Source organism: Burkholderia sp. PAMC 26561, assembly GCF_001557535.2.
GTDB lineage: Bacteria > Pseudomonadota > Gammaproteobacteria > Burkholderiales > Burkholderiaceae > Caballeronia.
In genome coordinates this window covers 3,244,286-3,267,605 of sequence record NZ_CP014306.1, presented here as the reverse complement: position 1 = coordinate 3,267,605, position 23,320 = coordinate 3,244,286, and the positions used below count along the sequence as shown (strand labels likewise).

21 protein-coding genes are annotated in these 23,320 nt (G+C 61.4%); 16 read left to right on the top strand and 5 right to left on the bottom strand.

The genetic code is table 11. The features are described 5' to 3' along the window. Positions 1 to 36: 36 nt before the first annotated feature. From lpdA to AXG89_RS14965, 3 genes are all read left to right on the top strand, one after another. Positions 37 to 1,467, top strand: a complete 1,431-nt coding sequence (lpdA, locus tag AXG89_RS14975; protein ID WP_061999630.1) for a dihydrolipoyl dehydrogenase — start codon at positions 37 to 39, stop codon at positions 1,465 to 1,467. A 103-nt stretch (positions 1,468 to 1,570) separates the two neighbouring features. Continuing rightward, complete coding sequence (gene zapE / locus AXG89_RS14970) at positions 1,571 to 2,668, top strand: cell division protein ZapE (RefSeq protein WP_062000890.1); 1,098 nt, start codon at positions 1,571 to 1,573, stop codon at positions 2,666 to 2,668. 163 nt (positions 2,669 to 2,831) lie between these two features. Continuing rightward, positions 2,832 to 3,299 carry a transposase gene (locus AXG89_RS14965; RefSeq protein ID WP_119024643.1) on the top strand — a complete coding sequence of 156 codons (468 nt, stop codon included), beginning with the start codon at positions 2,832 to 2,834 and terminating at the stop codon, positions 3,297 to 3,299. Positions 3,300 to 3,370: 71 nt separating this feature from the next. Here AXG89_RS14965 and AXG89_RS14960 read toward each other — a convergent pair whose 3' ends face one another. The 3 genes from AXG89_RS14960 to AXG89_RS14950 all read right to left on the bottom strand — a co-directional run bounded on the left by AXG89_RS14960 (position 3,371) and on the right by AXG89_RS14950 (position 7,987). After that, positions 3,371 to 3,844, bottom strand: a complete 474-nt coding sequence (locus AXG89_RS14960) for a DUF2147 domain-containing protein (RefSeq protein WP_061999629.1) — start codon at positions 3,842 to 3,844, stop codon at positions 3,371 to 3,373. A 172-nt stretch (positions 3,845 to 4,016) separates the two neighbouring features. Then, on the bottom strand, positions 4,017 to 5,720 hold the full coding sequence (locus tag AXG89_RS14955) for a ShlB/FhaC/HecB family hemolysin secretion/activation protein (protein ID WP_062170066.1): 1,704 nt from the start codon (positions 5,718 to 5,720) through the stop codon (positions 4,017 to 4,019). A 464-nt stretch (positions 5,721 to 6,184) separates the two neighbouring features. Further along, positions 6,185 to 7,987, bottom strand: a complete 1,803-nt coding sequence (locus AXG89_RS14950; protein ID WP_062170065.1) for a collagen-like triple helix repeat-containing protein — start codon at positions 7,985 to 7,987, stop codon at positions 6,185 to 6,187. Positions 7,988 to 8,780: 793 nt separating this feature from the next. On the opposite strand from AXG89_RS14950, the gene AXG89_RS14945 reads away from it, so the two are divergent. The 13 genes from AXG89_RS14945 (at position 8,781) to AXG89_RS14885 (ending at position 22,122) form a co-directional block, all read left to right on the top strand. Then, a complete protein-coding gene (locus AXG89_RS14945) occupies positions 8,781 to 8,942 on the top strand; it encodes a Flp family type IVb pilin (RefSeq protein ID WP_075359793.1) in 162 nt (53 codons plus the stop codon). 233 nt (positions 8,943 to 9,175) lie between these two features. Beyond that, entirely contained in the window at positions 9,176 to 9,700 is a 525-nt protein-coding gene (locus tag AXG89_RS14940) for an A24 family peptidase (RefSeq protein WP_305954645.1), read from the top strand. Positions 9,701 to 9,705: 5 nt separating this feature from the next. Beyond that, positions 9,706 to 10,176 carry a TadE/TadG family type IV pilus assembly protein gene (locus tag AXG89_RS14935; protein ID WP_062170640.1) on the top strand — a complete coding sequence of 157 codons (471 nt, stop codon included), beginning with the start codon at positions 9,706 to 9,708 and terminating at the stop codon, positions 10,174 to 10,176. A 30-nt stretch (positions 10,177 to 10,206) separates the two neighbouring features. Continuing rightward, entirely contained in the window at positions 10,207 to 11,169 is a 963-nt protein-coding gene (gene cpaB, locus AXG89_RS14930; protein WP_062170064.1) for a Flp pilus assembly protein CpaB, read from the top strand. A gap of 107 nt (positions 11,170 to 11,276) precedes the next feature. Then, on the top strand, positions 11,277 to 12,785 hold the full coding sequence (locus AXG89_RS14925; protein WP_442861738.1) for a type II and III secretion system protein family protein: 1,509 nt from the start codon (positions 11,277 to 11,279) through the stop codon (positions 12,783 to 12,785). A 51-nt stretch (positions 12,786 to 12,836) separates the two neighbouring features. Then, positions 12,837 to 14,174: an AAA family ATPase gene (locus tag AXG89_RS14920; protein WP_061999625.1), complete on the top strand. Its 1,338-nt coding sequence runs from the start codon at positions 12,837 to 12,839 to the stop codon at positions 14,172 to 14,174. 3 nt (positions 14,175 to 14,177) lie between these two features. Next, a complete protein-coding gene (locus tag AXG89_RS14915; protein WP_062170063.1) occupies positions 14,178 to 15,545 on the top strand; it encodes a CpaF family protein in 1,368 nt (455 codons plus the stop codon). Further along, on the top strand, positions 15,538 to 16,539 hold the full coding sequence (locus AXG89_RS14910; RefSeq protein ID WP_062170062.1) for a type II secretion system F family protein: 1,002 nt from the start codon (positions 15,538 to 15,540) through the stop codon (positions 16,537 to 16,539). The genes AXG89_RS14915 and AXG89_RS14910 overlap by 8 nt, the downstream gene beginning before the upstream one ends. Before the next feature lies 1 nt (position 16,540). After that, positions 16,541 to 17,542 (top strand): type II secretion system F family protein, encoded by a 1,002-nt coding sequence (locus AXG89_RS14905; protein WP_062170061.1) that lies wholly within the window; start codon positions 16,541 to 16,543, stop codon positions 17,540 to 17,542. 28 nt (positions 17,543 to 17,570) lie between these two features. Beyond that, the gene (locus AXG89_RS14900; protein WP_061999621.1) at positions 17,571 to 18,479 is read left to right on the top strand and encodes a hypothetical protein; all 909 of its coding nucleotides are present in this window, start codon (positions 17,571 to 17,573) and stop codon (positions 18,477 to 18,479) included. A 10-nt stretch (positions 18,480 to 18,489) separates the two neighbouring features. Then, on the top strand, positions 18,490 to 18,903 hold the full coding sequence (locus AXG89_RS14895) for a DUF3613 domain-containing protein (protein ID WP_082771431.1): 414 nt from the start codon (positions 18,490 to 18,492) through the stop codon (positions 18,901 to 18,903). Position 18,904: 1 nt separating this feature from the next. After that, on the top strand, positions 18,905 to 20,662 hold the full coding sequence (locus AXG89_RS14890; RefSeq protein ID WP_062170059.1) for a TadG family pilus assembly protein: 1,758 nt from the start codon (positions 18,905 to 18,907) through the stop codon (positions 20,660 to 20,662). A 68-nt stretch (positions 20,663 to 20,730) separates the two neighbouring features. Continuing rightward, positions 20,731 to 22,122 carry a sigma 54-interacting transcriptional regulator gene (locus tag AXG89_RS14885; RefSeq protein ID WP_062000886.1) on the top strand — a complete coding sequence of 464 codons (1,392 nt, stop codon included), beginning with the start codon at positions 20,731 to 20,733 and terminating at the stop codon, positions 22,120 to 22,122. Positions 22,123 to 22,131: 9 nt separating this feature from the next. Here the strand turns inward: AXG89_RS14885 and surE are convergent, their stop codons facing one another. Next, a complete protein-coding gene (surE, locus tag AXG89_RS14880) occupies positions 22,132 to 22,938 on the bottom strand; it encodes a 5'/3'-nucleotidase SurE (RefSeq protein ID WP_062170058.1) in 807 nt (268 codons plus the stop codon). A 79-nt stretch (positions 22,939 to 23,017) separates the two neighbouring features. Beyond that, positions 23,018 to 23,257 (bottom strand): hypothetical protein, encoded by a 240-nt coding sequence (locus tag AXG89_RS14875; RefSeq protein WP_061999617.1) that lies wholly within the window; start codon positions 23,255 to 23,257, stop codon positions 23,018 to 23,020. Positions 23,258 to 23,320: the final 63 nt, after the last annotated feature.

Below are 23,320 nucleotides of genomic sequence, written 5' to 3'. Positions count from 1 at the left end.
CGGGCGCGCCATGTATCCAACAAGAGAAGGATAGTCATGTCCAAAGAATTTGATGTCGTCGTGATTGGTGCAGGCCCTGGCGGTTACATCGCGGCGATTCGCGCGGCGCAACTCGGCAAGTCGGTTGCATGTATTGAAAGCTGGAAGAACCCGGCGGGTACCCTGAAGCTCGGCGGCACGTGTCTGAATGTGGGTTGCATCCCGTCGAAGGCGCTGCTGGCTTCGTCGGAAGAGTTTGAAAACGTCTCGCATCATCTTGGCGATCACGGTATCAACGTGGGCGACGTGAAGCTCGATATCTCGAAGATGCTTGCCCGCAAGGACGGCATTGTCGAGAAGATGACGAAGGGGATCGAATTCCTGTTCCGCAAGAACAAGATCACGTGGCTCAAGGGTCACGGCAAGTTCACCGGCAAGACGGACGCCGGCGTGCAGATCGAAGTGAGTGGCGAAGCGGAAACCGAAACCGTGACGGCGAAGAACGTGATCATCGCGACGGGTTCGAAGGCGCGTCACCTGCCGGCCATTCCGGTCGACAACAAGATCGTGTCGGACAACGAAGGCGCGCTGACATTTGATTCGGTGCCAAAGAAGCTGGCCGTGATCGGCGCCGGCGTGATCGGTCTGGAACTGGGTTCGGTGTGGCGTCGCCTGGGTGCCAGCGTGACGGTGCTCGAAGCGTTGCCCGCGTTCCTCGGCGCATGCGACGAATCGCTTTCGAAAGAAGCCGCGAAGCAGTTCAAGAAGCAAGGTCTTGACATTCATCTCGGCGTGAAGATCGGCGAAGTGAAGACGACGGATTCGAGCGTCTCGGTGGCGTACACGGACAAGGACGGCAACGCGCAAACGCTCGACGCCGACCGTTTGATCGTGTCGATCGGCCGCGTGCCGAATACGGACAATCTCGGCCTGGAAGCAATCGGCCTCAAGACGGACGAACGCGGTTTTGTTCCCGTCGATGACCACTGCGCGACGAGCGTGCCGAACGTGTACGCAATCGGCGACGTGGTGCGAGGCCCGATGCTCGCGCACAAGGCGGAAGACGAAGGCGTGCTGGTGGCCGAGATCATCGACGGTCAGAAGCCGCATATCGACTACAACTGCATTCCGTGGGTGATCTACACCGAACCGGAAATTGCGTGGGTCGGCAAGACGGAGCAGCAACTGAAGGCTGAAGGCCGCGAGATCAAGACCGGCCAGTTCCCGATGATGGCCAATGGCCGCGCACTCGGCATTGGCAAGGCGGACGGTTTCGTGAAGATGATCGCCGACGCCAAGACCGACGAATTGCTCGGTTGCCACATCATCGCGGCAAATGCGTCGGACCTGATTGCCGAAGCGGTGGTGGCGATGGAGTTCAAGGCGGCATCGGAAGATATCGGCCGGATCTGCCATCCGCATCCGTCGTTGTCGGAAGTGATGCGCGAAGCCGCGCTCGCCGTCGACAAGCGCGCGCTCAACATGTAATTGCAGCAGGTTTGAGCAGCATGACGAAGGCGGGCGGGAGTTATCCCGCTCGCCTTTGTTTTGTCCGTCGTCTTCAGTCTCCCTGGTCTTGAAACCGCGCACCATGAACGTCACCGAATACTACGAACACGAACTAGAGACGCGGGGTTATCAGTCGGATGCCGCGCAACTCGCGGCGGTCGAACGTCTGCAGCGCTGCTACGACGAATGGGTCGCGTACAAGGCGCGCCGTTCTAACGCGTTCAAGAAGCTGATCTCGCGCCCGGACTTGCCGCGCGGCGTGTACATGTGGGGCGGCGTGGGGCGCGGCAAGAGCTTTTTGATGGACAGCTTCTTTGCGGTCGTGCCGGTGCAGCGCAAGACGCGTCTTCATTTTCACGAGTTCATGCGCGAGGTGCATCGCGAACTGGAAGAACTGAAGGGCACGGCCGATCCGCTCGATGAACTCGCGCGGCGCGTAGCCAAGCGGTACAGGCTGATCTGCTTTGACGAGTTTCACGTCTCCGATATCGCCGATGCCATGATCCTGTATCGCCTGCTCGACCGTTTGTTTGGCGCGGGCGTGCAGTTCGTGATGACGTCGAACTATGACCCGGATTTGTTGTATCCCGATGGTTTGCATCGTGACCGGTTGCTGCCTGCCATCGAGCTGATCAAGTCGAAGCTCGACGTGATCAACGTCGATGCCGGCACGGATTATCGCAAGCGCACGTTGTCGCAAGTGAAGGCCTACCATACGCCGCTCGGTGCGGCCGCTGACCAGGCGCTGCGCGCCGACTTTGCGAAGCTCGCCGCCGTGCCCGACGAAAGCCCGATCCTGCGTATCGAGAAGCGTGAACTGAAGGCGTTGCGCAAAGCCGATGGCGTTGTCTGGTTCGACTTCGCCACGCTCTGCGGCGGCCCGCGATCGCAGAACGACTACCTCGAACTGGCGAGCCGTTTTCACGCGGTCATCCTGTCCGAAGTCCCGAAGATGTCGCCGCGCAATGCGTCGGAGGCGCGCCGCTTTACCTGGCTGATCGATGTGTTCTATGACCACAAGGTGAAGCTCCTGATGTCGGCTGAAGTGCCAGCCGAAGAGTTGTATGTGGAAGGTCCGATGGCGAACGAATTTGCGCGCACGGTCTCGCGGATCACGGAGATGCAGTCCAAGGAATATCTGGAGTCCGAACGCAGGCTCGTCGATACGTCGCTGACCTGATGACGTTAGCCGACAGGACAGTTGACAATGCGAGACTCATAATTTCGTCGTCAGGTTAGTGCTGCAAGGCTTGGCGCGCTATTTCAAGATTCGGACATGTCTGATACCGGCGTTTCGGGCGGATGGGTATCTTCTAATCACTTACTTGTGATTGGAGGAAACCATGAAGCCTTACCGCGATATGTCCGACGAAGAATGGCAATTGGTGGCGCCGCTTCTGCCCGAATTGCGTCCCCGTTCAGAGTTGCGCGGCCGGCCGCTCGCCAACACCCGCGCCGTGCTCAACGGCGTGCTCTGGGTGATGTACAGCGGCGCTTCATGGTCCACGCTGCCGCGCAAATATCCGTCGTACCAGACGTGTCATCGCCGCTTCAAGGCGTGGCATGATTCGGGCGTACTGGCTCGTGTGATGCAGCAGTTGTTTGGCGGCGCGAGTGAAGGTCTGTATTCGCTGATGACATCGCGTATGCGCGTGCCAGTTGAACTGCCCGCAGGCCTTGGCGATCACGTAGCCGATCCGGTAACTGGCGCATCAGTGAATGGTGATGCCCGTGTGGTGTTCGTTCCGATCGTGCAGGCGCCCAATCCGGCGCCGGCAGATTACACCGACGGCGCGCGTCGCGCAGCGTAATCCTGCAATTAGAAACCCGGCTGTAGATCTGAATCTGCAGCCGGGTTTTTATGCATCAAAGCCGCACAAGTTTATTGCTGCCTGATCCAGGTCTGCGAGCGCCCGAGCAGCGACACCCCAATATATCCGCGGACCACGAGCTTCTGGCCGTCGTCGTCGAGATGCATCTTGCACTTGTACGACTTGCCGTTCTCCGGGTCGAGAATCTGGCCACCATCCCACGCATCGCCATCAGGCTTCATGCCGTTGATGATCGTCATGCCCTTGACCAATTGATCCTTGCGTGAATCGGTGCAGGCTGTGCACCGGCGGGTAGGGTCATTGTTGCTGCCAATCCCCTCGAGAATCTTGCCGGAAAGCGTGCCGTCGCTTTCCTGGACGATTTGAACCACGGCTTTGGGCTGGCCGGTTGCATCGTCGATGGTTTGCCAGAGTCCCGCCGGCGATGCCGCCTGTGCAAGCGTACTTGCAGCCGATGCGAGCAATGCGCCGGCCAGCAAGATGCGTTTGAATTGCCGATGCGCGCGCTCAGTCGTACTCGTCATGCTTCCTCCTGGAGGTGAAACGTCTCTTGATGTGCTGGCCGCTTCATGCGCCATTGTTTGGCGCACAGAATACGTCAAAGCAACAAGGACGTTTGATAGGACTTCCTCTAGTTGGTTCATGGCGGGCATGCATGGCACACCACGCGTGTGCCATGCATGCCCTGGGTACCGCTCAGTTGAACTGGTAGGAGAACGTCGCGTTCACCCGCGGGCTGCGAGAACCGTTGCCTTCTACGGGGGCATCGCCCACCGGTTTTGCGAGTGATAAATCCAGGCTGTAGTACTTCGCATCGGACACGCGGAAGCCCACGCCCACCGATGCCAGCCGGCTCGGTTTCGCCGTGCCGCCGTGCAGGTACACATGGGCGGTGTCGACTGAAACGTAGGGCGTGACGCTCTTCATGAACGCAAGCCCGATGGCGAACGGCCGGTTCACTTCGGCCGATGCCGCCCAGCCGGAATCGCCCGACACTTCGCCCGGCTGATAACCGAGTGCGAAACGTTGGCCGCCGAACGCAATCTGCTCGGACGTCGGCAGCGAGTCCGGGCTGTATTGTCCGGTCGCGGCGATCGACGTGCCGATCTTGTACGGCCATTCGTTGGTTTGCGAAATCGTCGCGCCCGTGCGCACGAAGGTGAGCGAAATCGGGTTGATCGTGACAACGCCGGGAATGTTGGTTTCCGCCGTCTTCGATGCGCCCAGTACATCGAACGCCTTCGCCACGTTGATGCTTGCGCGCCGCACGGTGCCGGTGTCTACGCCGGTGTAGTCGAGCTGCAGCGTCGTCACGCGGACTTGCGAACGCTGTCCAAGCAGCGCGCCCGTTATCGTGTTCTTGAAGCGGTCTTCGTCATGCGACGCGTATGCGCCGGCCGTTCCGACCAGGCTGCGCGAATTGCTCAGAATGAACGGATACGACGCCGACAAGCCGACTTTGTCGTTGACCACGGTGCGCTCGACGAAGGATGGCAGGCCGGGGTTATCGACGGGATGACCGTAGTAATGCGAAGCATCGACCTTTGCGGTGAAACCGTCCGTGCCTATGGGCAGTGCGCCGTTGACTGCGAAGTAGGTTTGATCGTTGCGGCCTTTCGGCAACAACGCCGACGCGCCAATGGTCTCGCCTTGTCCCAGCAGGCCGTTTTCGGTTGCGCTCACAATGCCTTGCAAGCCCGGGTGATTCATGTCGATACCCGTTGCAAAGTTGAACGGCTTGCGGTCGACATCGAGTTCGAGCGAGGTGGCGCCATCTGTGGTCTGCGGCGGCGCGACGGTCGCCGCGATCTTCACGCCGGGCGTGAGGCCAAGAACGTTGACGTAGCGCTCGAACGTATCCTGTTTCAACGGACGATCGGCGCGGATCCGGTCAGCGATCGCACGAATGCGTTTTTCCGTAGTACCAGGGTCGCCTTTTATCTTTACGTCGGCTACGTAACCCTCAACCACCGTAATGTGGACCACGCCGCCCTCGAACGTTTGCGCGGGCACGAAGGCGAAGGAGAGCGCGTAACCGCGTTCCTTGTAGAGCGCGGTCACGCCGTTCGCGGTCTCCATCAATTCGCCGATGGTGACGTCCTTGCCGACGAGCGGTGTGAAGCGTTGGGCGATTTCATCGAAGGGAATGGTCTTTGCGCCTTCGATCTGAATTTTCTGCGGCGTCAGGTGGCGCGCCAGCAGCTCCTGGATATGCGGCGTCTGCGTCTGGACGTCGACCGTAACCGACGGCGGTTTTTGCGGCGCATTCACTTGTGGCAGCGCGTCGAGCGGATTGCCCGCTACGGACGGGCGCGCGACTTGCCCGCTGGTCTGCGCTTGCGCGGCGTGCGCCGCCACCGCCGCGGCCAGCAGCGTCCATTTCCATTCCTTGATCTTCACGGTACGGCCCTCGTTGGCTTTTATCGTGCGAACTGCGAGTGGAGTGAGGATCGAATCGATCCGGCGTCTTGCTCGCGTTCGTCATCGTTTGCTGCTGATGCAATTGCAGACCTCTGTATTACGGCTCTTTGCGGCCTTAACTTTCGTGTTTTTTTGTTTTCCCGACAAAAAATTTTGGGTAGCGGGTGGTCATCCTCGCGTCAATCTTGTGTCCGTCGTGCGCCGTCTGGCCGGAGGGCTGCATCGATGGATCGTATGTTGTGTTCCATGTAAAACCGGCGCCGCGAAGGGCGCCGGCTAGATCAAAGTGCTACGGGGCTTCAAAAGGTTCGCAGAAGGGGATCGTGAAGGGGGCGTCTGGACCCGTACCTCCTCGCCGCGCGGACGTATGGAAGGAAGTTTCACCATGATCCGTCACCTGGGGAGGGCGACGGATCATGGACCCGGCTGCAGAGTTTGCAGTCTTACTTGTTATGCGCGCCGAGCAAGCCGCCGAGGAGCGTGGTCACGCCGCCCAGCGGGTTAGCAGGTGAGCTGCTCGATGTGCCGCCGGTGGTGCTCGAGAGACCCACGCCAACGCCGACTGCGGCCGTAGTCGTCGTCGTTCCGGCCGACGGCGACTTGGGCGTGCCCGCACCCAACGCTCCGGTCAGGCCGCCCACGAGACCGGTCACCGGCGCAAGCAGGTTGCCTGTCGAGCCTGAGCCGCTGCCCGAGGTCGCACTGGTCAGCGCGCTCGTCGCGCCACCCACTGTGCCTGCGACCGGTGTGGCAACACCCGTGGCGACCGTACCGATGGTATTCGTCAAGCCGCCGACGAGACCTGATACCGGAGCGAGGGAACCCGCACCGCCAGACGTTGCGCCTGCGCCGGCAAGTGCGCCCGTCAAGCCGCTGACGAGACCCGTCACGGGAGCCAGTGCGCCCGTTGCGCCGCCTGTGCCGCCAACACTGGTCAATCCACCCGTCACGCCGCTCACGAGTGATGCAATCGGAGCAAGCGGGCCCGCGGCTCCCGGCGCAGCGCCCAGGCCAGCGACCGTATTCGTCAAGCCGCTGACAACGCCCGTCACCGGGGAGAGCGGGCTTCCCGTGCCACCGCCGCCGGTTGCGCCTGTCAAGCCCGTGAGGACGCCGGTGATCGGCGACAGCGGATTTGCACCCGGCGTGCCGTTGACCAGTCCGCCGGCGGATGCCAGCGTCGTTCCGGTACTGGACACGACGCCGCCCAGGCCGCTTGCGAGCGGATTGTTTCCCGTCGATGCCACCGTCTGGCCCGCCAAGTTCAGCGTACCGCCGAGCGTGGTGAGCAGGTTGTTGACCGGTGCGCCAAGGCCCGTTGCCGAGCCGACCGTTTGCGTGAGCGAACTGGCCATCGTCGTGATCGGGGTGATCAGTGTGCTGACACCTTGCGTGACCTGACTGACAGCGCCCGTCGACAACGTGGTGCCGAGCGCACCGCCGACCTGCGTGACCGCGCCGCCGACACCGCTGACCAGCGTGCCGACAGGTGTCGTGACCGGTGCGAGCGGGGACAGCGCGCCGCTGCCGACACTGGTCACCAGATCGCCTGCGCTTGAAACTGCATCGCCTGCTTTCTGCACGACGTTGCCCGTGCTCGCGAGTGTCGTGCCGACAGGATTGGCGCTCGATCCGATCTGGCCAAGACCTTGCGATACGCCGTTGCCGAGCGCGCCCACGGCCCCGCCGAGATTCGATACGACGTCGCCCGCCGCCTGGGTCGTGGCGGGGCTCACGCCCGGAACGCTGGCATTGCCGACGACCGAGCCGAGACCGGAGACCGTATTGCCCACCGCCGTGACGAGATTGCCCGCGTTGGAGGCGACGCCTGCAACGGGGGTCACTGTCGGTGTTCCACCACCAGTTCCACCACCCGTACCGCCGCCAGTTCCACCACCGGTGCCGCCGCCGGTGCCCCCACCGGTGCCGCCACCCGTACCGCCGCCGCCCACGACAGTGCCGCTGCCTGAGCCCGAACCGCCGCCACCCGCGCCGGATCCGCTGCCGCTGCCGCCGGCGCCTGATCCGCCGCCAGTGCCTGCCGATGTGCTGCCGTCGCCGCCGGTGCCCGCCGATGTGCTTCCGTCACCACCGGTGGTGGGGATTGCGCCGGTCGAGCCGGAGCTGCCGAGTTGTTTGCTGGTGGAACCTGACCCGCCGCATGCGCCGAGCGTCAGCATGGTCGCGATAGCAGCGGTGAGAATGGTGACGCGCAATGCGCCCGTGCGATTGTGTGCGGTCTTCATAACGCCCTCGGATGGTATTTAGTTTTGTGTTTGAACTGCCATCGTCTTATTGCAGGACGCGTGCCATTTTGAATGGAGCCGTGTGACGTACGTCGAAATGTGGCCGGGTTAACCAGATGGTACAAGGCGGGGTGGGGCTTTGCGGGGAGGTGGCAGGATCAAGGCACCACGCGTTGTGTGCAACGTAACGTGTCACGTAACGTAACGTGCGACCGATGCCGTTACGGACGCGGACGTAACACGTTTCGCTGTGGTCATTAAAAATCGCGGCGACGCTTGTTTTCTGCAGTAACTGCACTACTGGCTAGGCTCAAGCCGGCGTCAAACCGGCCGTTAACTAGATAGTGAACCGTCTTTCATTACGACACATTACAAAGTCGGAAAACGTAATAGAAAGATCGCTAATTCAGAGAACGCTAACAACGCACTGAAAGAAGAGGCACTGAATTTTACAAACGACGCCAAACCTTTGAGCGAAAAGTGTTGTTGTTGCACTATGCTTACCGATCAAGGGTATCAACTAATGAATTTATTGCGCGTACCCGTTGATTTCGAGATAGCGTTCAGCTATAAATCGTTTCATGGATGCATCATTTAACATCCGGACTGATGGAGGCTACATCGATTACATATCTAGAACCTGAGAGAAGCAGCGAGTGAACCAGCGCGCAAAGACGCGCAACAAGGCATACGGACACATGACTGCGGGGAAGAGAGAACCCGCGGGCTACGATCCACCAAAATGCCGGAACACTTGCTTTAAGGCCATTAAAAAATATCCGAGGGCAACATCATGTCGAACTTCATCAAACGTTTCTCCAACGACGAACGCGGCGTTACAGCGATCGAATACGGTCTCATTGCCGGCATCATTGTAGTGGCACTGGCTGCGTCGTTAGCGCCGATCGCAAAACAGCTCACGTCCGTGTTTGCAACCATCCTTGCGGCGATCTGATAACTGAGGCTTCGCGCTGTCAGGCTTAGAGCGCCACATTCTTGCTGCGTATCAGCTCCTGTATATATCGGCATTTGTGCCGGTATATACAGGACGCTCCCTGCTAATCGCGTTAACACGCATTAACGCAGGCTGAGCGTGGCTATGCGCGGCCGTGTCGCTGTGCTTTTTATTCGAATGCGATAAAACGCAATCGATTGGAAAGTTGTGCCTGGCGTTAGCGAATCATTATCGTGATTAACGCCGCGTTATTCGTTAGCTGGGCACTCGCGGTCGTTTTATTCGATTGCTTTTGGCGCCGCATCCCAAACTGGCTCGTCATTGCCGGGGTGGCGCTTGCGTGCGCATTTGCAGCAAGTGGATATTCACCATTTCATATCGCTTTTAAGGATGCCGCGCTCGGGCTTCCAGTCGGGCTTATCGCGCTCATGCCGTTCTATTTGATGGGCGTGATGGGCGCTGCCGACGTCAAGGTATTCGCCGCCTTGGGCGCGTGGTGCGGCGTGCACGCACTGCTCGGCCTATGGATGGCCACGAGCGTCTTTGCGGGCATTCACGCGCTTTGCCTGATCGTGCCCGCGATGATCAAGACAAGGCGAACCAACGCGGCACATGTCGCTGGCGCCGTTGGCGGCAACGAACGTGTACATCGTGCGACTTTCATGGTCGGTGGCCGCCGCGCGACGCCGTACGCTGCCTTGCTCGCGGTATCGGCGTTGGCGAGTTTCGCACTGAATGCACTCGGGGCCGCGCGATGAAACATCTGAAGCGAGCCGTGTCTGCACGACAGCAACAGCGGGGACAACGCGGCAGCACGGCCGTGGAGTTCGCGCTCATCTTCCCGCTGTTTTTCCTGATTTTCTACGCGATCGTCACCTACAGCATCATCTTCGCCGCTAAGCAATCGCTGGCGCTTGCGGCATCGGAAGGAGCGCGCGCCGCGTTGAAGTTTCAGCCGAATGCGACCAGTGCAGCAAGCGCGCTCACGCTGCGTGCAAGCGCGGCCTGTGCTACGGCGACCGGACTCGTGAACTGGATCGCGACCACCACGCCATGCACGGCAACCTACGCGCCCTGTACGTTCGATGCATCGATGCAATGCGTGAAGGTCTCGCTCAACTACGACTACGGGAGCAAGCCGCTCGTGCCTGTCTTGCCGCTTATCGGCTTGCCAACGCCGACCACGCTTACCGCAAACGCCATGGTGCAACTGAACCCGGAGAACCTGTTCTGAGCGCCAAGCGCGCCCCGAACGAACATGAACATGGCCAATATCACTCGTATCCTTGCTGGAAGTCTGATCGCGCTTGCAGTGCTGCTCGGCATTTTTGCCTGGTCGCTTTCGCGCCGTGCGCCCGCGACGATTGCGCCTGTCGTGCAAGGGCAGGCAAGCTTTCCCGTAGTCGTGGCTTCGCGTGACTTGCCTGCAGGCAAACCGATAGAAGCCGATGCGCTGACCTTGCGCATGGCGCCATCGCGTGGTGCAGGCGAGTTCGGCGATGCCGCACCATTGGTCGGCCGCGTGCCGCTTACTGCGGTTGCCGCGAACACGACGATCACCGAAGCCAGCCTTACCACCGGACTCGCCGATGCCATCGCACCCGGCGAGCGGGCTGTCGCGGTGCGCATCGACGAAGGTAACGCCGTAGGCAATCGCGTGCGGCCGGGCAATTTCGTCGATGTGTTTTTCATGCTCAAGCGCGATATGAGCGCGGGTCCCGGCACCGACGCCGAGGTCGCGGCCACGCAGGCGCGACTTTTGTTGTCGAGGGTACGTGTACTGAGTTTCGGCGATGCCACGCTGCCCGGTACATCGGATAGCGCTGATGCCGCGTCGAGCGCAACGCGCGCCTCGAGCGCCGGTGGTGGGGCACGGACCGCGGTGCTGGCGGTGCGCACGGCCGACATCGATGCATTGACGCTTGCTGAAGGCGCCGGCCGCCTGGTTCTCGCGCTGCGCAATCCCGCCGATAACGACGTGACAGAGCCTGCAGCGATGGCGCCGTTTCTGGCATCGCTCAGGATTACGAACGATGGCAAAGGACGCGCAGCCGCGGGTTTGTCGTTGCAGGCGCTTGCGGGCGGGACTGGAGCGCAACCGCCGAAGCAAATTCCCTCGTGGCCGCCGGTGCCGGCCACAGCGGCTTTCAAGGCGCCTCGGGTTCAGGCGGCATCGAACGATCTGGAATTGATCCGCGGCTCGCGTAGGGAAAAGATTGCCTACTGAAAAGCATTGCGTGTGACGTTAATGTGGTTAGAAGTGCGAATAAGTAAATGGAAGTTCGGGGCCATGCCGCCGTGTGGCGACAACGCAGTACGCAGTCGATATAAAAAATGACGAAAACCAAAGGTTCTGTTCGAAGGCAGTGTGCTCGCAGCATGCGGGGAATGTTGTTCGCCATGCTGGCCTGTCTGTGCGCCGTTGCGCCGGGAGGCATGGTCGATGCAAAAACCACACGTGCCACGAGCGCGGACAACGCACCGGAACCTGTTCCCCGCGTGCTCGATATCGCGGTTGGCGCACAGCGGCAGATCGCGCCTGGGCACGCGTTGCAACGCGTCGCAGTGGGGGACCCCGCCGTCGCCGATGTTCTTTGGCTCAAGAGCAGCGGCGGCGTCAACAGCGGCTTGTTGCTGGTCGGGAAAAGCGCGGGACGCACGGAAATGATGCTGTGGGAGAAGGGCAGCACGCAGCCGCGCACCTTCACTGTCAACGTCACCACGCAGGCCGCGCGCAAGTTGCTTGGCAGCGATACACCGGCGGTTGATGTGCTGGGTGGCACGGCGGTTCTCACCGGGTCTGCTGCGAACGTGGAATCGCATCAGCGGGCGCTGGCGGTGGCGAAGGATGCGATAGGCAAGTCCGCGGACGGCGCGGCTGGCTCCGACTCGAAAGACGCTGGAAAGCAGGACAATGGATCGTCCGATGCAGCCGCAAGCGCAACTAAAGGCGGAGGCGTCTACGATGCATCCACGGTGGCCGTGCGCCCCGTGGTCCAGGTAGACGTGAAGGTCGTCGAGTTCAGCAAGTCGGTGCTGAAGCAAGCAGGCTTCAACCTCTTCAAGCAAAACAACGCGTTTGCATTCGGGACGTTCTCTCCTTCATCGCTGACGTCCTACACAGGCGGTGCGACGACCAACCTGCAGGTCCAGGGAACATCGCCCGTCAGCAGCGCCTTCAACCTCATCGTCAACCTGGGCACGCGCGGCATCTTCGCCAACCTTAGCTTGCTGGAGTCGAACAATCTCGCGCGGGTCCTGGCTGAACCGACGCTCGTCGCGTTGTCCGGCCAGAGCGCGAGTTTTCTCGCGGGCGGCGAGATCCCGGTGCCGGTGCCGCAGACGCTAGGCACGATCAGCATCATCTACAAGCCGTACGGGATCGGCCTGACGGTCACGCCGACCGTGCTTGGAGCGAATCGCATCGCGCTGAAGGTAGCGCCTGAGGCGAGCCAGCTCGACTTCCAGCACGCGCTGACCATCAACGGCATTTCGGTGCCTGCGATCACCACGCGGCGCGCCGATACAACCGTCGAGCTCGGCGATGGCGAGAGCTACGTGATAGGCGGTCTCATCGATCGCGAGACGATGTCGAACGTCGACAAGGTGCCGATGCTCGGCGATCTTCCGATCATCGGTTCGTTCTTCAAGACCCTGCAATACACGCAAAACGATCGCGAGCTGGTGATCGTCGTGACGCCGCACCTGGTTTCGCCGATAGCCAAGGGCGCGCCGCTGCCCGGCACGCCGGGCGAGCAATCCGAGCAGCGCGACGGACCGGTGTGGCGCTCGTTCATGGGCGGTGTGGCGTCGAGCGATATGGCGCCGGGATTTTCAAAATGAAGCGCAAGGGCAGAGATATTCCAGCGGTGGAAACCAGCAGAGGTGCGCGCGATGAACGCGAGAGTACTTTCCTTGACTGAGGTTGAAACACGGGTGCAAAACACGCGCTTCCTGTGCGTCTGCGCGGATGCAGGACGACGTGCGTGGCTCACGCGTGCGCTCGGGACGTTGGGCCAGATCGAGCATGTGCCATTCGATCCAGTTGCGCTCGTACCCAAGATCGTGACACTTGGCACGTCGCTGGTTTTTATCGACTTCGGACGGGCGCCGCTCGAAGCGCCGCAGGCAAGCGCGGAAAGCGCAACAGCCATGGCCGCCGCCGTGCGCGATGCCTTTCCGGGCCTCGCGATCGTCGCGCTGGGATCGCTGCAAGGCTCCGACAGCGCGGTTGCAGCGCTGCGTGCAGGCGTGCGTGATTTCATCGATATGGATGGCGATCCCGCAGAAGCAGCCCGGATCACGCAGCAATTGCTGGAACAGGCGAGCCTGTCTGCGCAAACCCAGCGCACCGCGAACCGCCACGGAAAAATTACGGTGCTACTCGGCGCGCGTATAGGCGTGGGCGTCAGCACGCTGGCCGCAAACCTCGCGGTCAAGCTGCAAAAGCGCGATGTCACTGCGTTGAAAACTGCGGCGCTGCTCGACCTCGGCATTCCCGCCGCGGACAGTTCCGTGCTGCTCGACACCCAAAGCGAATTCAATTTCGTCGATGCCGTGCGCAATCTGCGCCGCTTCGACCAGACCTTCGTACATACCGCGTTTGGCCGTCACGCGAGTGGTCTTGCCGTCACCACGTTGCCGACAGACCTTGCCTCCATGCGCGAGGTGTCGTATGCATCGGCGGTCAGTTTGCTCAACCGGTTGCGGACGTTTTTCGATCATCAACTGGTGGACCTCGGCGGCTTCACCAACCTTGAATTCATCAGCCAGGTCGTGCAAGCCGCGGACAACGTGTGGCTCGTCTGCGACCCGAACGTGGCGTCGGCAGTGTCGGCTGTCGAACTGCTCGAAGGAATACGCGAACATGACGCGCAGTCGCAGACAGATGCACCGCAAAAAATGCATCTGGTCGTGAACAAGTTCGACGCGACGCTGCATTTCGGCGCCGACCAGATCGCCGAGCGGCTGGGCTTGCCGTTGCTTGCAGTGTTGCCCTCGCGCACGCAGGCGCTGGGGCGAGCCGTGAACCAGGGACAATTGCTCGCGGATATTGCCGAGCGCGATCCGTACGTGCGGGCGCTAGATGGTCTGCTCGCGCGTCTTGGCGGCGGCAAAGCGCCGGAAGCGGGTGCGCCAGGGTCTGTACCGGAGAGCGCAACACCCGTTGCGTCCACCGACGCGGCGAGCAGCGTCAAGCGGTTCCTTTCCACTTTTAAAAAGCGGTCATAGAAGATGGCAAAAGACATCGAATTCTCCGACGACGCCACTTCGTTTGCGCACACGCAGCAGTTCCAGGACATCAAGCACGCGGCCCACGAACATCTGCTTACGCGCATCGAGGAACTCGGCGCAGAGTTCGGACGATGGTCGCGTCAGGCGATCCAACAGTTTGTCGACCTCGAGATAGACGGCTTCGTGCGCATGCGGCGCATTCCGTTGAACGAAAGCGAAGTGCGTCTGGTTGGCGAGGCGTTGACGAAGGAACTCGCGGGTTTCGGGCCGATCGAGGATCTGCTCGCGGACCCCGCCGTCGAGGACATTCTGATCAACGGCTTTGACGATGTCTATGTATCGCGTCACGGCATGCTCGCTAAAATCCCCGTGCGGTTTGCCGACAACGCGCATCTGCTGCGCATCGTGCGGCGGATTCTGGCGCCTATCGGGCGGCGGCTGGATGAATCGAACCCAATGGTCGATGCACGCCTGCCCGACGGTGGCCGCGTGAACGTGGTGATCGAGCCGTTGTCGCTGGATGGACCAGTTGTATCGATACGCAAGTTTCGCCGCGATCCATTGCGCCCTGACGATCTGCTTGCCAACGGCACGTTCAATCAGGAGATCAGCGGTTTGCTCGACGCAGCAGTCGCCGCACGATGCAACGTGCTGGTCTCGGGAGGAACGAGTTCGGGCAAGACGTCCTTGCTCAACGCACTTGCATTCTTCATTCCAAAGCATGAACGCGTGGTGACGATCGAGGACACGGCAGAACTCTCGCTCAATCATCCGCATGTGGTGCGCCTCGAAAGCCGGCCCGGCGGGTTCGACGGCGCGGGCGTGGTGTCGATCCGCGACCTCTTGCGCAACACGTTGCGGATGCGGCCGGACAGGATCATCGTGGGTGAAGTGCGCGGCGGCGAAGTGCTCGAAATGCTCCAGGCGATGAACACCGGCCACGACGGTTCCATGGGCACCGTGCACGCAAGTTCGGCGCGTGAATGTCTTTACCGGCTGGAGATGCTGGCGGGGTTCGCCGGTTTTCAGGGCACCGAATCGAGCTTGCGCCGGCAGATCGCGAACGCGATCGACTTCATTGTGCAGATTGGCCGGCTTTCCAACGGGCGCAGACGGATCCTGTCGGTCACCGAGGTTACAGGGCTTTCCGACAACATTGTCGCGACGCAGGAGTTGTACAGATACGAACCCGTCTTGCTCGAAGGCGGCGAGGAACAGGACAACTGGGTGTCGCTCGGCATTCATCCGAGTTCGCCGAAGCTCGCGAAGTACCGGCAGGCGCTCGGCAACGACATGCGCGAACGCGACGGTTTCAACGACGGGTTTGGCCGCGGTTTCGGACGCTCGGGCGGGGGCTTCAATGTCTAGCGGTATCGGCTTCGTGCTGATGGTCGCGCTGTTGTGCGCAGCGGGCGGGTTGTTGCTGTGGCAGCGCTCGCAGGACTCGCGTAATCGCGCGATGACGGACCAGTTCGTCGGCCGGCGTGTGGCCTCCGTACAAGGCGTCATGCAGCCGTCCAATGCGCCGCCGGCTCAGCGGCCGCGTGTCAATGCACCGCCCACGATGCCCTCGCGGAGCGTGCCGCGTGGCCTTCGTGAACACGTAAAGCATCAGCGCGAGCGTTGGATGTATGCGTCCGGCAACCTGATGAGCCGCGCGGGCGTTGCGAATCCACGTGTGCTTTTCCTGATCGCGGGTACTGTGTTCGTGGCCGGCGCGATCACTATTGGCTTGAGAACGAATTGGCTTTTGGGAGCGGGGTTTGTCGTTGTCAGCGGCGTGTGTCTTTACGCGGCGCTTTCGTGGCGCGCGCAAAAACGCTACCAGCGCATTGCGCGGCAATTGCCTGTTTTCCTCGATGGCATCGTGCGCCTGATCATCATCGGCAACAGCGTGCCGGCCTCGTTCCAGGCGGCGCTCACCACGACCGATACACCTTTGCGGGAATGCCTCGATCGCGTATCGCGCATGTTGCGCTCGGGCGTGGACATCGATGTCGCGCTCAAGCACGTGGCGCTCGTCTACCGCGTCCGCGAACTCGAGCTGGTCGGCTCTGTGCTGAGGGTGTCGGTGCGTTATGGCGGGCGCTCCGACGTCATGCTCGACCGCATGGCCGCGCTGATGCGCGATCTCGAGCAAGCCGAACGCGAACTGGTTGCGCTCACCACCGAGACACGTTTGTCGTCATGGGTGCTTGGCTTGCTGCCGGTTGTGGTCGGCGGCTTCGTGATCGTGTCCAACCCGTCGTACTTCGCCGCAATGTGGGCTGATCCCGTCGGCCAGCGCCTGGTGTTCGTCGCAATTGGACTGCAGTTGCTTGGTGTTTTCCTGCTTTATTCGCTTGCACGGCTGAAGGATTGACATGGACGCAGACTCATTCTTCGTTGTTGCGCTGATGTGCGGTTCGGCAGCTTGTGCGCTGATCGGACTGCTCGTGTTCGCCGGTCTCGGCCGTAATCGCCGCAGCGTGCGCACCCTCGACCATGCGCTCGACCAGCGCGCCGCAAGCGCGGCTGCTGCACGCGCAGCCACGCCTGCATCGAATGAAAGGAAGGATCCCAAAGTATCTGACGAAACGGACAAATCACGGCTTACGAGCCTCGACCGGATAGTACAGACGCTGAGCCGAACCGCTGCGCGATGGCTTGACACGCCGCTCGGAAAAATCGTGGTTGCCGATGAAGATCGCCGCTTGCTCGAACGCTGCGGTTTCCTCGACAACACCGCACGCGCGCGCTTTTTCGCGGCGCGGATCGGATGCTCTGTGGTGTTGCCGCTGATTATGGTCATCTGGCGCAGCGGCGAGCCGCGCGTCGCGTTGTGGATGTCTGGCGCGCTTGCCACGGGCTTCATGTTGCCAAAGTGGCTCATCCGGCGTCGCGCAAAGGCGCGTCAGCGCGCGGTCGTCGGCGAGTTGCCGATGTTCGTGGACCTGTTGCGCCTGCTGCAGGGCGTGGGACTTTCGCTGGATCAGACCCTGCAGGTCATGATCAGTGACTTTGCGACTGTGCTGCCGGTGTTATCGACGGAACTGGCGCTCGCGCATCGGCAATTCAACACGGGACGCACGCGCGAGCAATCGCTGAACCGTCTTTCCACCAGCTATGAAAACGACGACCTGACGGCCGTGATGCGTCTCGTGATCCAGGTCGATAAACACGGGGGCGCCGTTCAGGAGCCACTGCGCCAGTTCGGCGACCGGTTGCGCGAATCGCGCCGGGCGACATTGCGGGAACGCATCGGAGCGCTGACGGTGAAGATGACCGGCGTCATGGTCGTGACTTTGCTGCCCGCGCTGTTGATCATCACCGCGGGGCCGGGGTTCATTGCTGTGTTCCACTCGCTGTCCACGCTGCACAAATGACGTCGAATGACGTTGAAGAGAGTGAGTCATGAGAAATGCTGCAATCGTATTGATGGTTCTTGCAAGTGGCGGTTTGGCCGCTTTGGGTGGCTGCGCGTCGAAGATCGACAGCGGATATGGCGTCGGCATCCAGGCTGAACGCGAGGCTGCAGTGCGTCAGTCACAACAGAAGCAGGATGCGCCCGATACACCCGGCATGTATCTCGCGCTGATCGACAAGATGCAGTCGCAAGGATTGTTTTATGCATCGCTGGCGCATATCGATGCGTACGAAAGACAATATGGTTCCACCCCCGATACCATCTTGCTGCGCGCCGACGCCTTGCGCCAGACCGGCCAGTCGCAAGCCAGCGCCGATGCCTATACGAAGCTCATCAATACGCCGCTTGCGGCTCGCGGATATCGTGGACTGGGTCTGCTTGCGGGAAGCGCGGGCGACTTCAGTAAGGCATCCGAATCTCTCGATGCCGCATCGCGCCTCGAACCTACCGATGCGCTCACGCTTTCCGATCTCGCGTATGCACGCCTGTGTCTCGGCGATATCGCCGGCGCCCGTGTGCCGCTGATGAAAGCCGCTGAGCTTGCGCAGAACAACCCGAAGATCCTGAGCAACGTTGCGTTGTTTCTATTGGTCGACGGACAGCCGGCCGCAGCCCAAGGTCTGATCGCACAACAGAAATTTTCGCCGGAAGTACAGCAGGCGATTCGCACCGATGCCCAGCGGATCACCGCAGCTTCCACACAGGCGTCGCGAGCACGCGTCGCGGCGGTGGCTGCCGCGACGACCGAGCGCGCGCGCGTGCCGGTATCGAACGCGCCGCAGACGGTCGATTCGCTGCTTCATGCGCAATTGCCGCTGACGCAGACGCTGGGCGGCCAGGCATTCGGTCAATCTGGCGCGACGGCGGCAATCCAGCCGCAACTCGTTGCGCGTTAAGGGGAAGCTTATGAACAGGATTCGATCGATGCGCAATAACGCGATCATGATTGCGATCGCAATTGGCGTGTTGCCGTTTGCGTCACCCGTTCTGGCACAGACGCAAGTTCAAACGCCTTTGACCGCGCAAGCGCAAGCGCAGCCGCAATCGCAGGCACAACCGCAGTACGAGACCGTTGCGCAGCCGCCCGTCATGGAGCAGCCAGTCGAGGCGCCTGTGACGCGCATAGGCGATTCAACTGTCGCGTGGCTCGCAATGCAGCGTGAGGGCCACCTTGCGGCGCCCGCACAGCCCATGCTCGGCGTCGAGGCCGATGCCGCGTTTCGCCGATACCTCAAGTCATTCGATCATCCGATTCCGGCGCAACTGAATTCGTCGGTGGGCGAGGTGGGTGCTGGATCGGGTGGCGGAGCACAGAACTGACATGCGCCGCTCATCGATAACGACCGGACCCGTATCCCGCCGCCGTCAGCGCGGGATTGCGAGCGTCATCGCCTCGATCTGGCTGGTCGCAGCGGTCATCTTGCTGGGCGTTATCGATATTGGCAACGTGTTCTATCAACGACGCCTGTTGCAGGGCGTGGCGGATCTGGCGGCGAGCGCAGGCGTGCAGGTTATCGATGACGCCTGTTCGAGGGCTCCGGCAACCGCTGCGGGAAGCGCCGGTGCGAACGGCTTCACGGCTTCGGGAACAAGCAACACGATCACGACGACATGCGGCCGTTGGGACTCGACGCTCTACGCCGGACCGACCTACTTCGCTGCAGCCGGTACGCCCGCGAACGCGGTACAGGTCACCGTGGCGAAGCAAGTGCCGTACTTCTTTGCCGGACCGGGACGCATGGTCACGGCGACAGCGACCGCGCAGGCCATCAACGTGGGCGCGTTCAGTATTGGCACGACTACGGCAAGCGTCGATCCAACAGTCATCACCGGCTTGTTGAACTCCATGCTGGGGACGAATATCAACTCGTTGCAGATATCGGCGGCGGGCTATGCGGGGCTTGCGCAATCGCGGATCGAAATCGGCGACCTGGTAACGGCGGCGGGCGTCGGCACCGTGAATCAGTTGCTTGCACTGAATCTCACCGCGGCCCAGATCGCCAAGTTGACGCTCACCGCATTGCAGAATACCCATGTGCTGAACGCGAATTTGTCGGCGGCGGTGGGCGCGTTGCAGACCATTGTCAACGCGAACATCCAGGGTTCGGGGACGTTGGCGATAGGCGCGGTAAACGGCTCGGCGGGGCTGCTGCAAATCGGTCTAGCCGATACACAATCCGCCTTGCACGCCACCATCAGTCCGTTCGATGCGTTGATGGTCACCGCCGAGGTTGCGCAAGCGGGGAAGGCGGCTATCAATGTGGGAACCGCGCTCAACCTGGGCGTGGCGACTGCGTCGCTGCAGGTCCAGATCATCCAGCCGCCGGTGCTGGCGGTCGGCGAGGCCGGCAAGACGCCGGCTGGCGCGTGGCGCACGGTGGCCAGTTCGGCACAGTTGCTGGCGTCCATAAAAGTCTCCCTCGGCCAGGTGCCGGCGCTTGCCGCCCTCGGACTGGGCTCACCAGCCCTTTATCTGCCTGTGAACATTGCCGTGGCGCCGGGACAAGCCTGGCTGGTTTCAACACAATGTGCCTCGACGCAGGCGGCAAGCAATTCGGTGGTTGGTGTCCAGACTGGTATCGCGCAGGTTTGCGTGGGGGATTCGATCACCAATCCTTTCGCAGCGACACCGTTTAGTTGTTCGCCCGCGACGTTGATCAACGTGTTTAATGTATTGACCATCACGACTGCGGCAGGTCTTCCGGCGACAGTGCCGGCATCGAGTGCTGTGAACATGGCGTTCGACGGTATTTCCGGAAATGCTGACGACTATCAGAATACCAATTCGAACCAGGTAGGGGGCGTGTTATACAACGCAACGCTCGGCCTGGCGACACAGCTTTCCAGCCCGACCGGTTTGACGCTTAAAGTGTTCGGCGCTCAGACTCTCCTGGGCTCGGTACTTGGACAGCTTGTTGTCGGCCCGGTCCTGGCCATTCTGTTGCCCTTGCTGAAGCCCGTTTTTAACGCGCTTGACTCCATCCTCACGCCGATACTGCAACTACTCGGCGCACAGATCGGCGTCAGCACCGTTCACGGCTTGCCGCCTGTATGCGGGCAATCGCAACTGCAGTACTGAAGCTTCGCTTCATCGACGCCGATAACCTTATCAAGTACCACACGCATCAAAGCCATGAGATTCGATCAATGAGACCAGCGACAAAAATCGACGACCTCGATATCTATGTGTGGGAAGGCAAGGCGGATATCGTCGAGCAGGTGGTGCGCTGCATGTCGAGTTTCGAAGTCGATGTGATTCGCGCCGACGGCATGTCGATCGCCTCGAGCCAGACGTCGGAGCGCCAGGCGATTGCCATCGTGAGTGTCAGCGTGATCGACACAGGCGCGTTCGCGTTGCGCGACTGGGAAGCGCATCGCGGCATGCCGGTCGTCTGGGTAGGCGCCGCCCCGCGCGAACGCGACGCCGCGGTTTTCCCCACCGACTACTCGCATATCCTGCCGCTCGACTTCACCGGCGCCGAACTGCGCCGCATGGTGGCGAAGCTTGCGCAACAGCTTCGCGCGCATGGCGAAGAGGTTCAGGAATCGAGCGCGCTGATAGCAAACGCCGAGTGCATGCAGACCTTGCTGCGTGAAGTGGAAACCTTCGCCGATTGCGATACCAGCGTCCTCGTGCACGGCGAAACCGGCGTGGGCAAGGAGCGCATTGCGCAGATGCTGCACGAGCGCCACTCGCGTTATTCAGAGGGACCGTTCGTGCCGGTGAACTGCGGCGCCATCCCCGATGGTCTCTTTGAATCCCTTTTCTTCGGTCACGCAAAAGGATCGTTCACAGGCGCCGTGATCGCCCACAAGGGCTATTTCGAACAGGCCGATGGCGGCACGCTGTTCCTCGATGAAATCGGCGACATGCCGCTTTATCAACAGGTCAAATTGCTGCGCGTTCTGGAGGACAGCGCGGTGACGCGCATTGGTTCGGCTACGCCCGCGAAGGTGGATTTCCGGCTGGTCGCGGCGAGCCACAAAAGCTTGCCGCAGCTCGTGAAGGACGGCGAGTTTCGCGCTGACCTTTATTATCGGCTGGCGGTGATCGAGTTGAAGATTCCGTCGCTCGAGGAACGCGGCGCAGTCGACAAGATTGCGTTATTCAAGTCGTTCATTGCACAGGTGGTGGGACAAGAAAAACTCGCGACCTTACCCGAGCTTCCCTACTGGCTCGCTGATGCAGTCGCCGACAGTTATTTTCCCGGCAATGTCCGCGAGTTGCGCAATCTCGCTGAGCGTATCGGCGTGACGGTGCGTCAGGTGGGATCGTGGGATACGGCGCGCCTGCAGCGGCTGCTGGCACTCGCCCGGACCTCGCAGCCGTTGCCGCCGGACCTCAACGCGGAAGTGGTCGTGGACCGCAGCAAGTGGGACATGAACGAGCGCAATCGCGTGCTTGCTGCGCTCGATGCCAACGGCTGGCGCCGGCAGGACACGGCAAGTCATCTTGGTATCAGCCGCAAGGTCCTGTGGGAGAAGATGCGCAAGTTCCAGATCTTCGACGAAGAGCCTGAAACGCGCGCCGTCGACTGATTCAGGCTTTTAACGCAATGCCGCGGTCAACGTCGCGAAGGTGCGTTCATCGGTGCGTTCGAAGTGCAGCGGCGTGACCGACACGCGTCCCGATGCAACCACTGCCGTCTCGCTGTCGGGCGTATTTTCACGCGGGCCGCGCTGGAATCGCAGCCAGTGATATTGCAGTCCGCGCGGATCGGTTTGCGGCAATACATCGATACCCTCCACCAGTCCCACGCCTTGACGCGTAGGCGTGAGCGGACCCGCTGAAGCGGCATCGACATCGGGAAAATTCACGTTGAGGCAAGTGGGTGCATCGTGTGCGATGGTAGCCAGTTGACTGATCACGCCGGGCGCGAGCGCACGCGATGTATCCCAGCGCACGTTCTCGCGATCGCTGAATGTCTGGCTCAGCGCGATCGACGGCAAACCGAGCAGCAAGCCCGTCATGGCCGCGCCAACCGTGCCGGAGAACATGGTTTCCGCACCGAGATTGCCACCGCGGTTGATGCCGGATAGCACGAGCGTAGGCCGCGCATCCCGCATCAGGTGTCGCACGCCCATCACGACGCAATCGCCCGGCGTGCCGAGTACGCCAAAGCGGCGAGGGCCGTGCTGGCTTACACGCAAAGGCGAATGCAGGCTGATGGAATGCGACGTGCCGCTTTGATCGTGCTCGGGCGCGACGACCCACACTTCATCGGCGATTTCCGCTGCGACGGCTTCGAGCACGGCGAGGCCGGGTGCATCGATACCATCGTCGTTGGTCAGCAGGACGCGTTGAATGCGCGGTCGGAATGTAGACGATGAAGTAGACGATGAAGCGGCAGGCATTGCAGATCTCCTTGTCGATTGACGGAAGTACAAGTCAATCGATTATTCCAGAGATCGCGTTGTCGGGTAGCGGGGTGCGTTACTTGATGCCGAGCCCGCGCAGGACGGCGTTGCCGTCGGCGGTCAGGCGAAACTTGGCTTCGCCCGGTTCCGGCGTCACCATTTCCACGTAGCCGTATTCGCTGAGCGAGGCGACATCGGGCGTGGCAGCACGCACATCGATAGGCGCGTGCAGCAGCAACAGCAGCGTGGCAATTTCGTGATGGCTCAATAATCTCTTGATGGCTCGCACTGGAGCCGATGCGTCGCGGAGGTTCATGACGAACTCCTTTCGTTGATGCTTTACGCGTAGTGCTTTGCGGGCGATTTGACTGCAACAGTC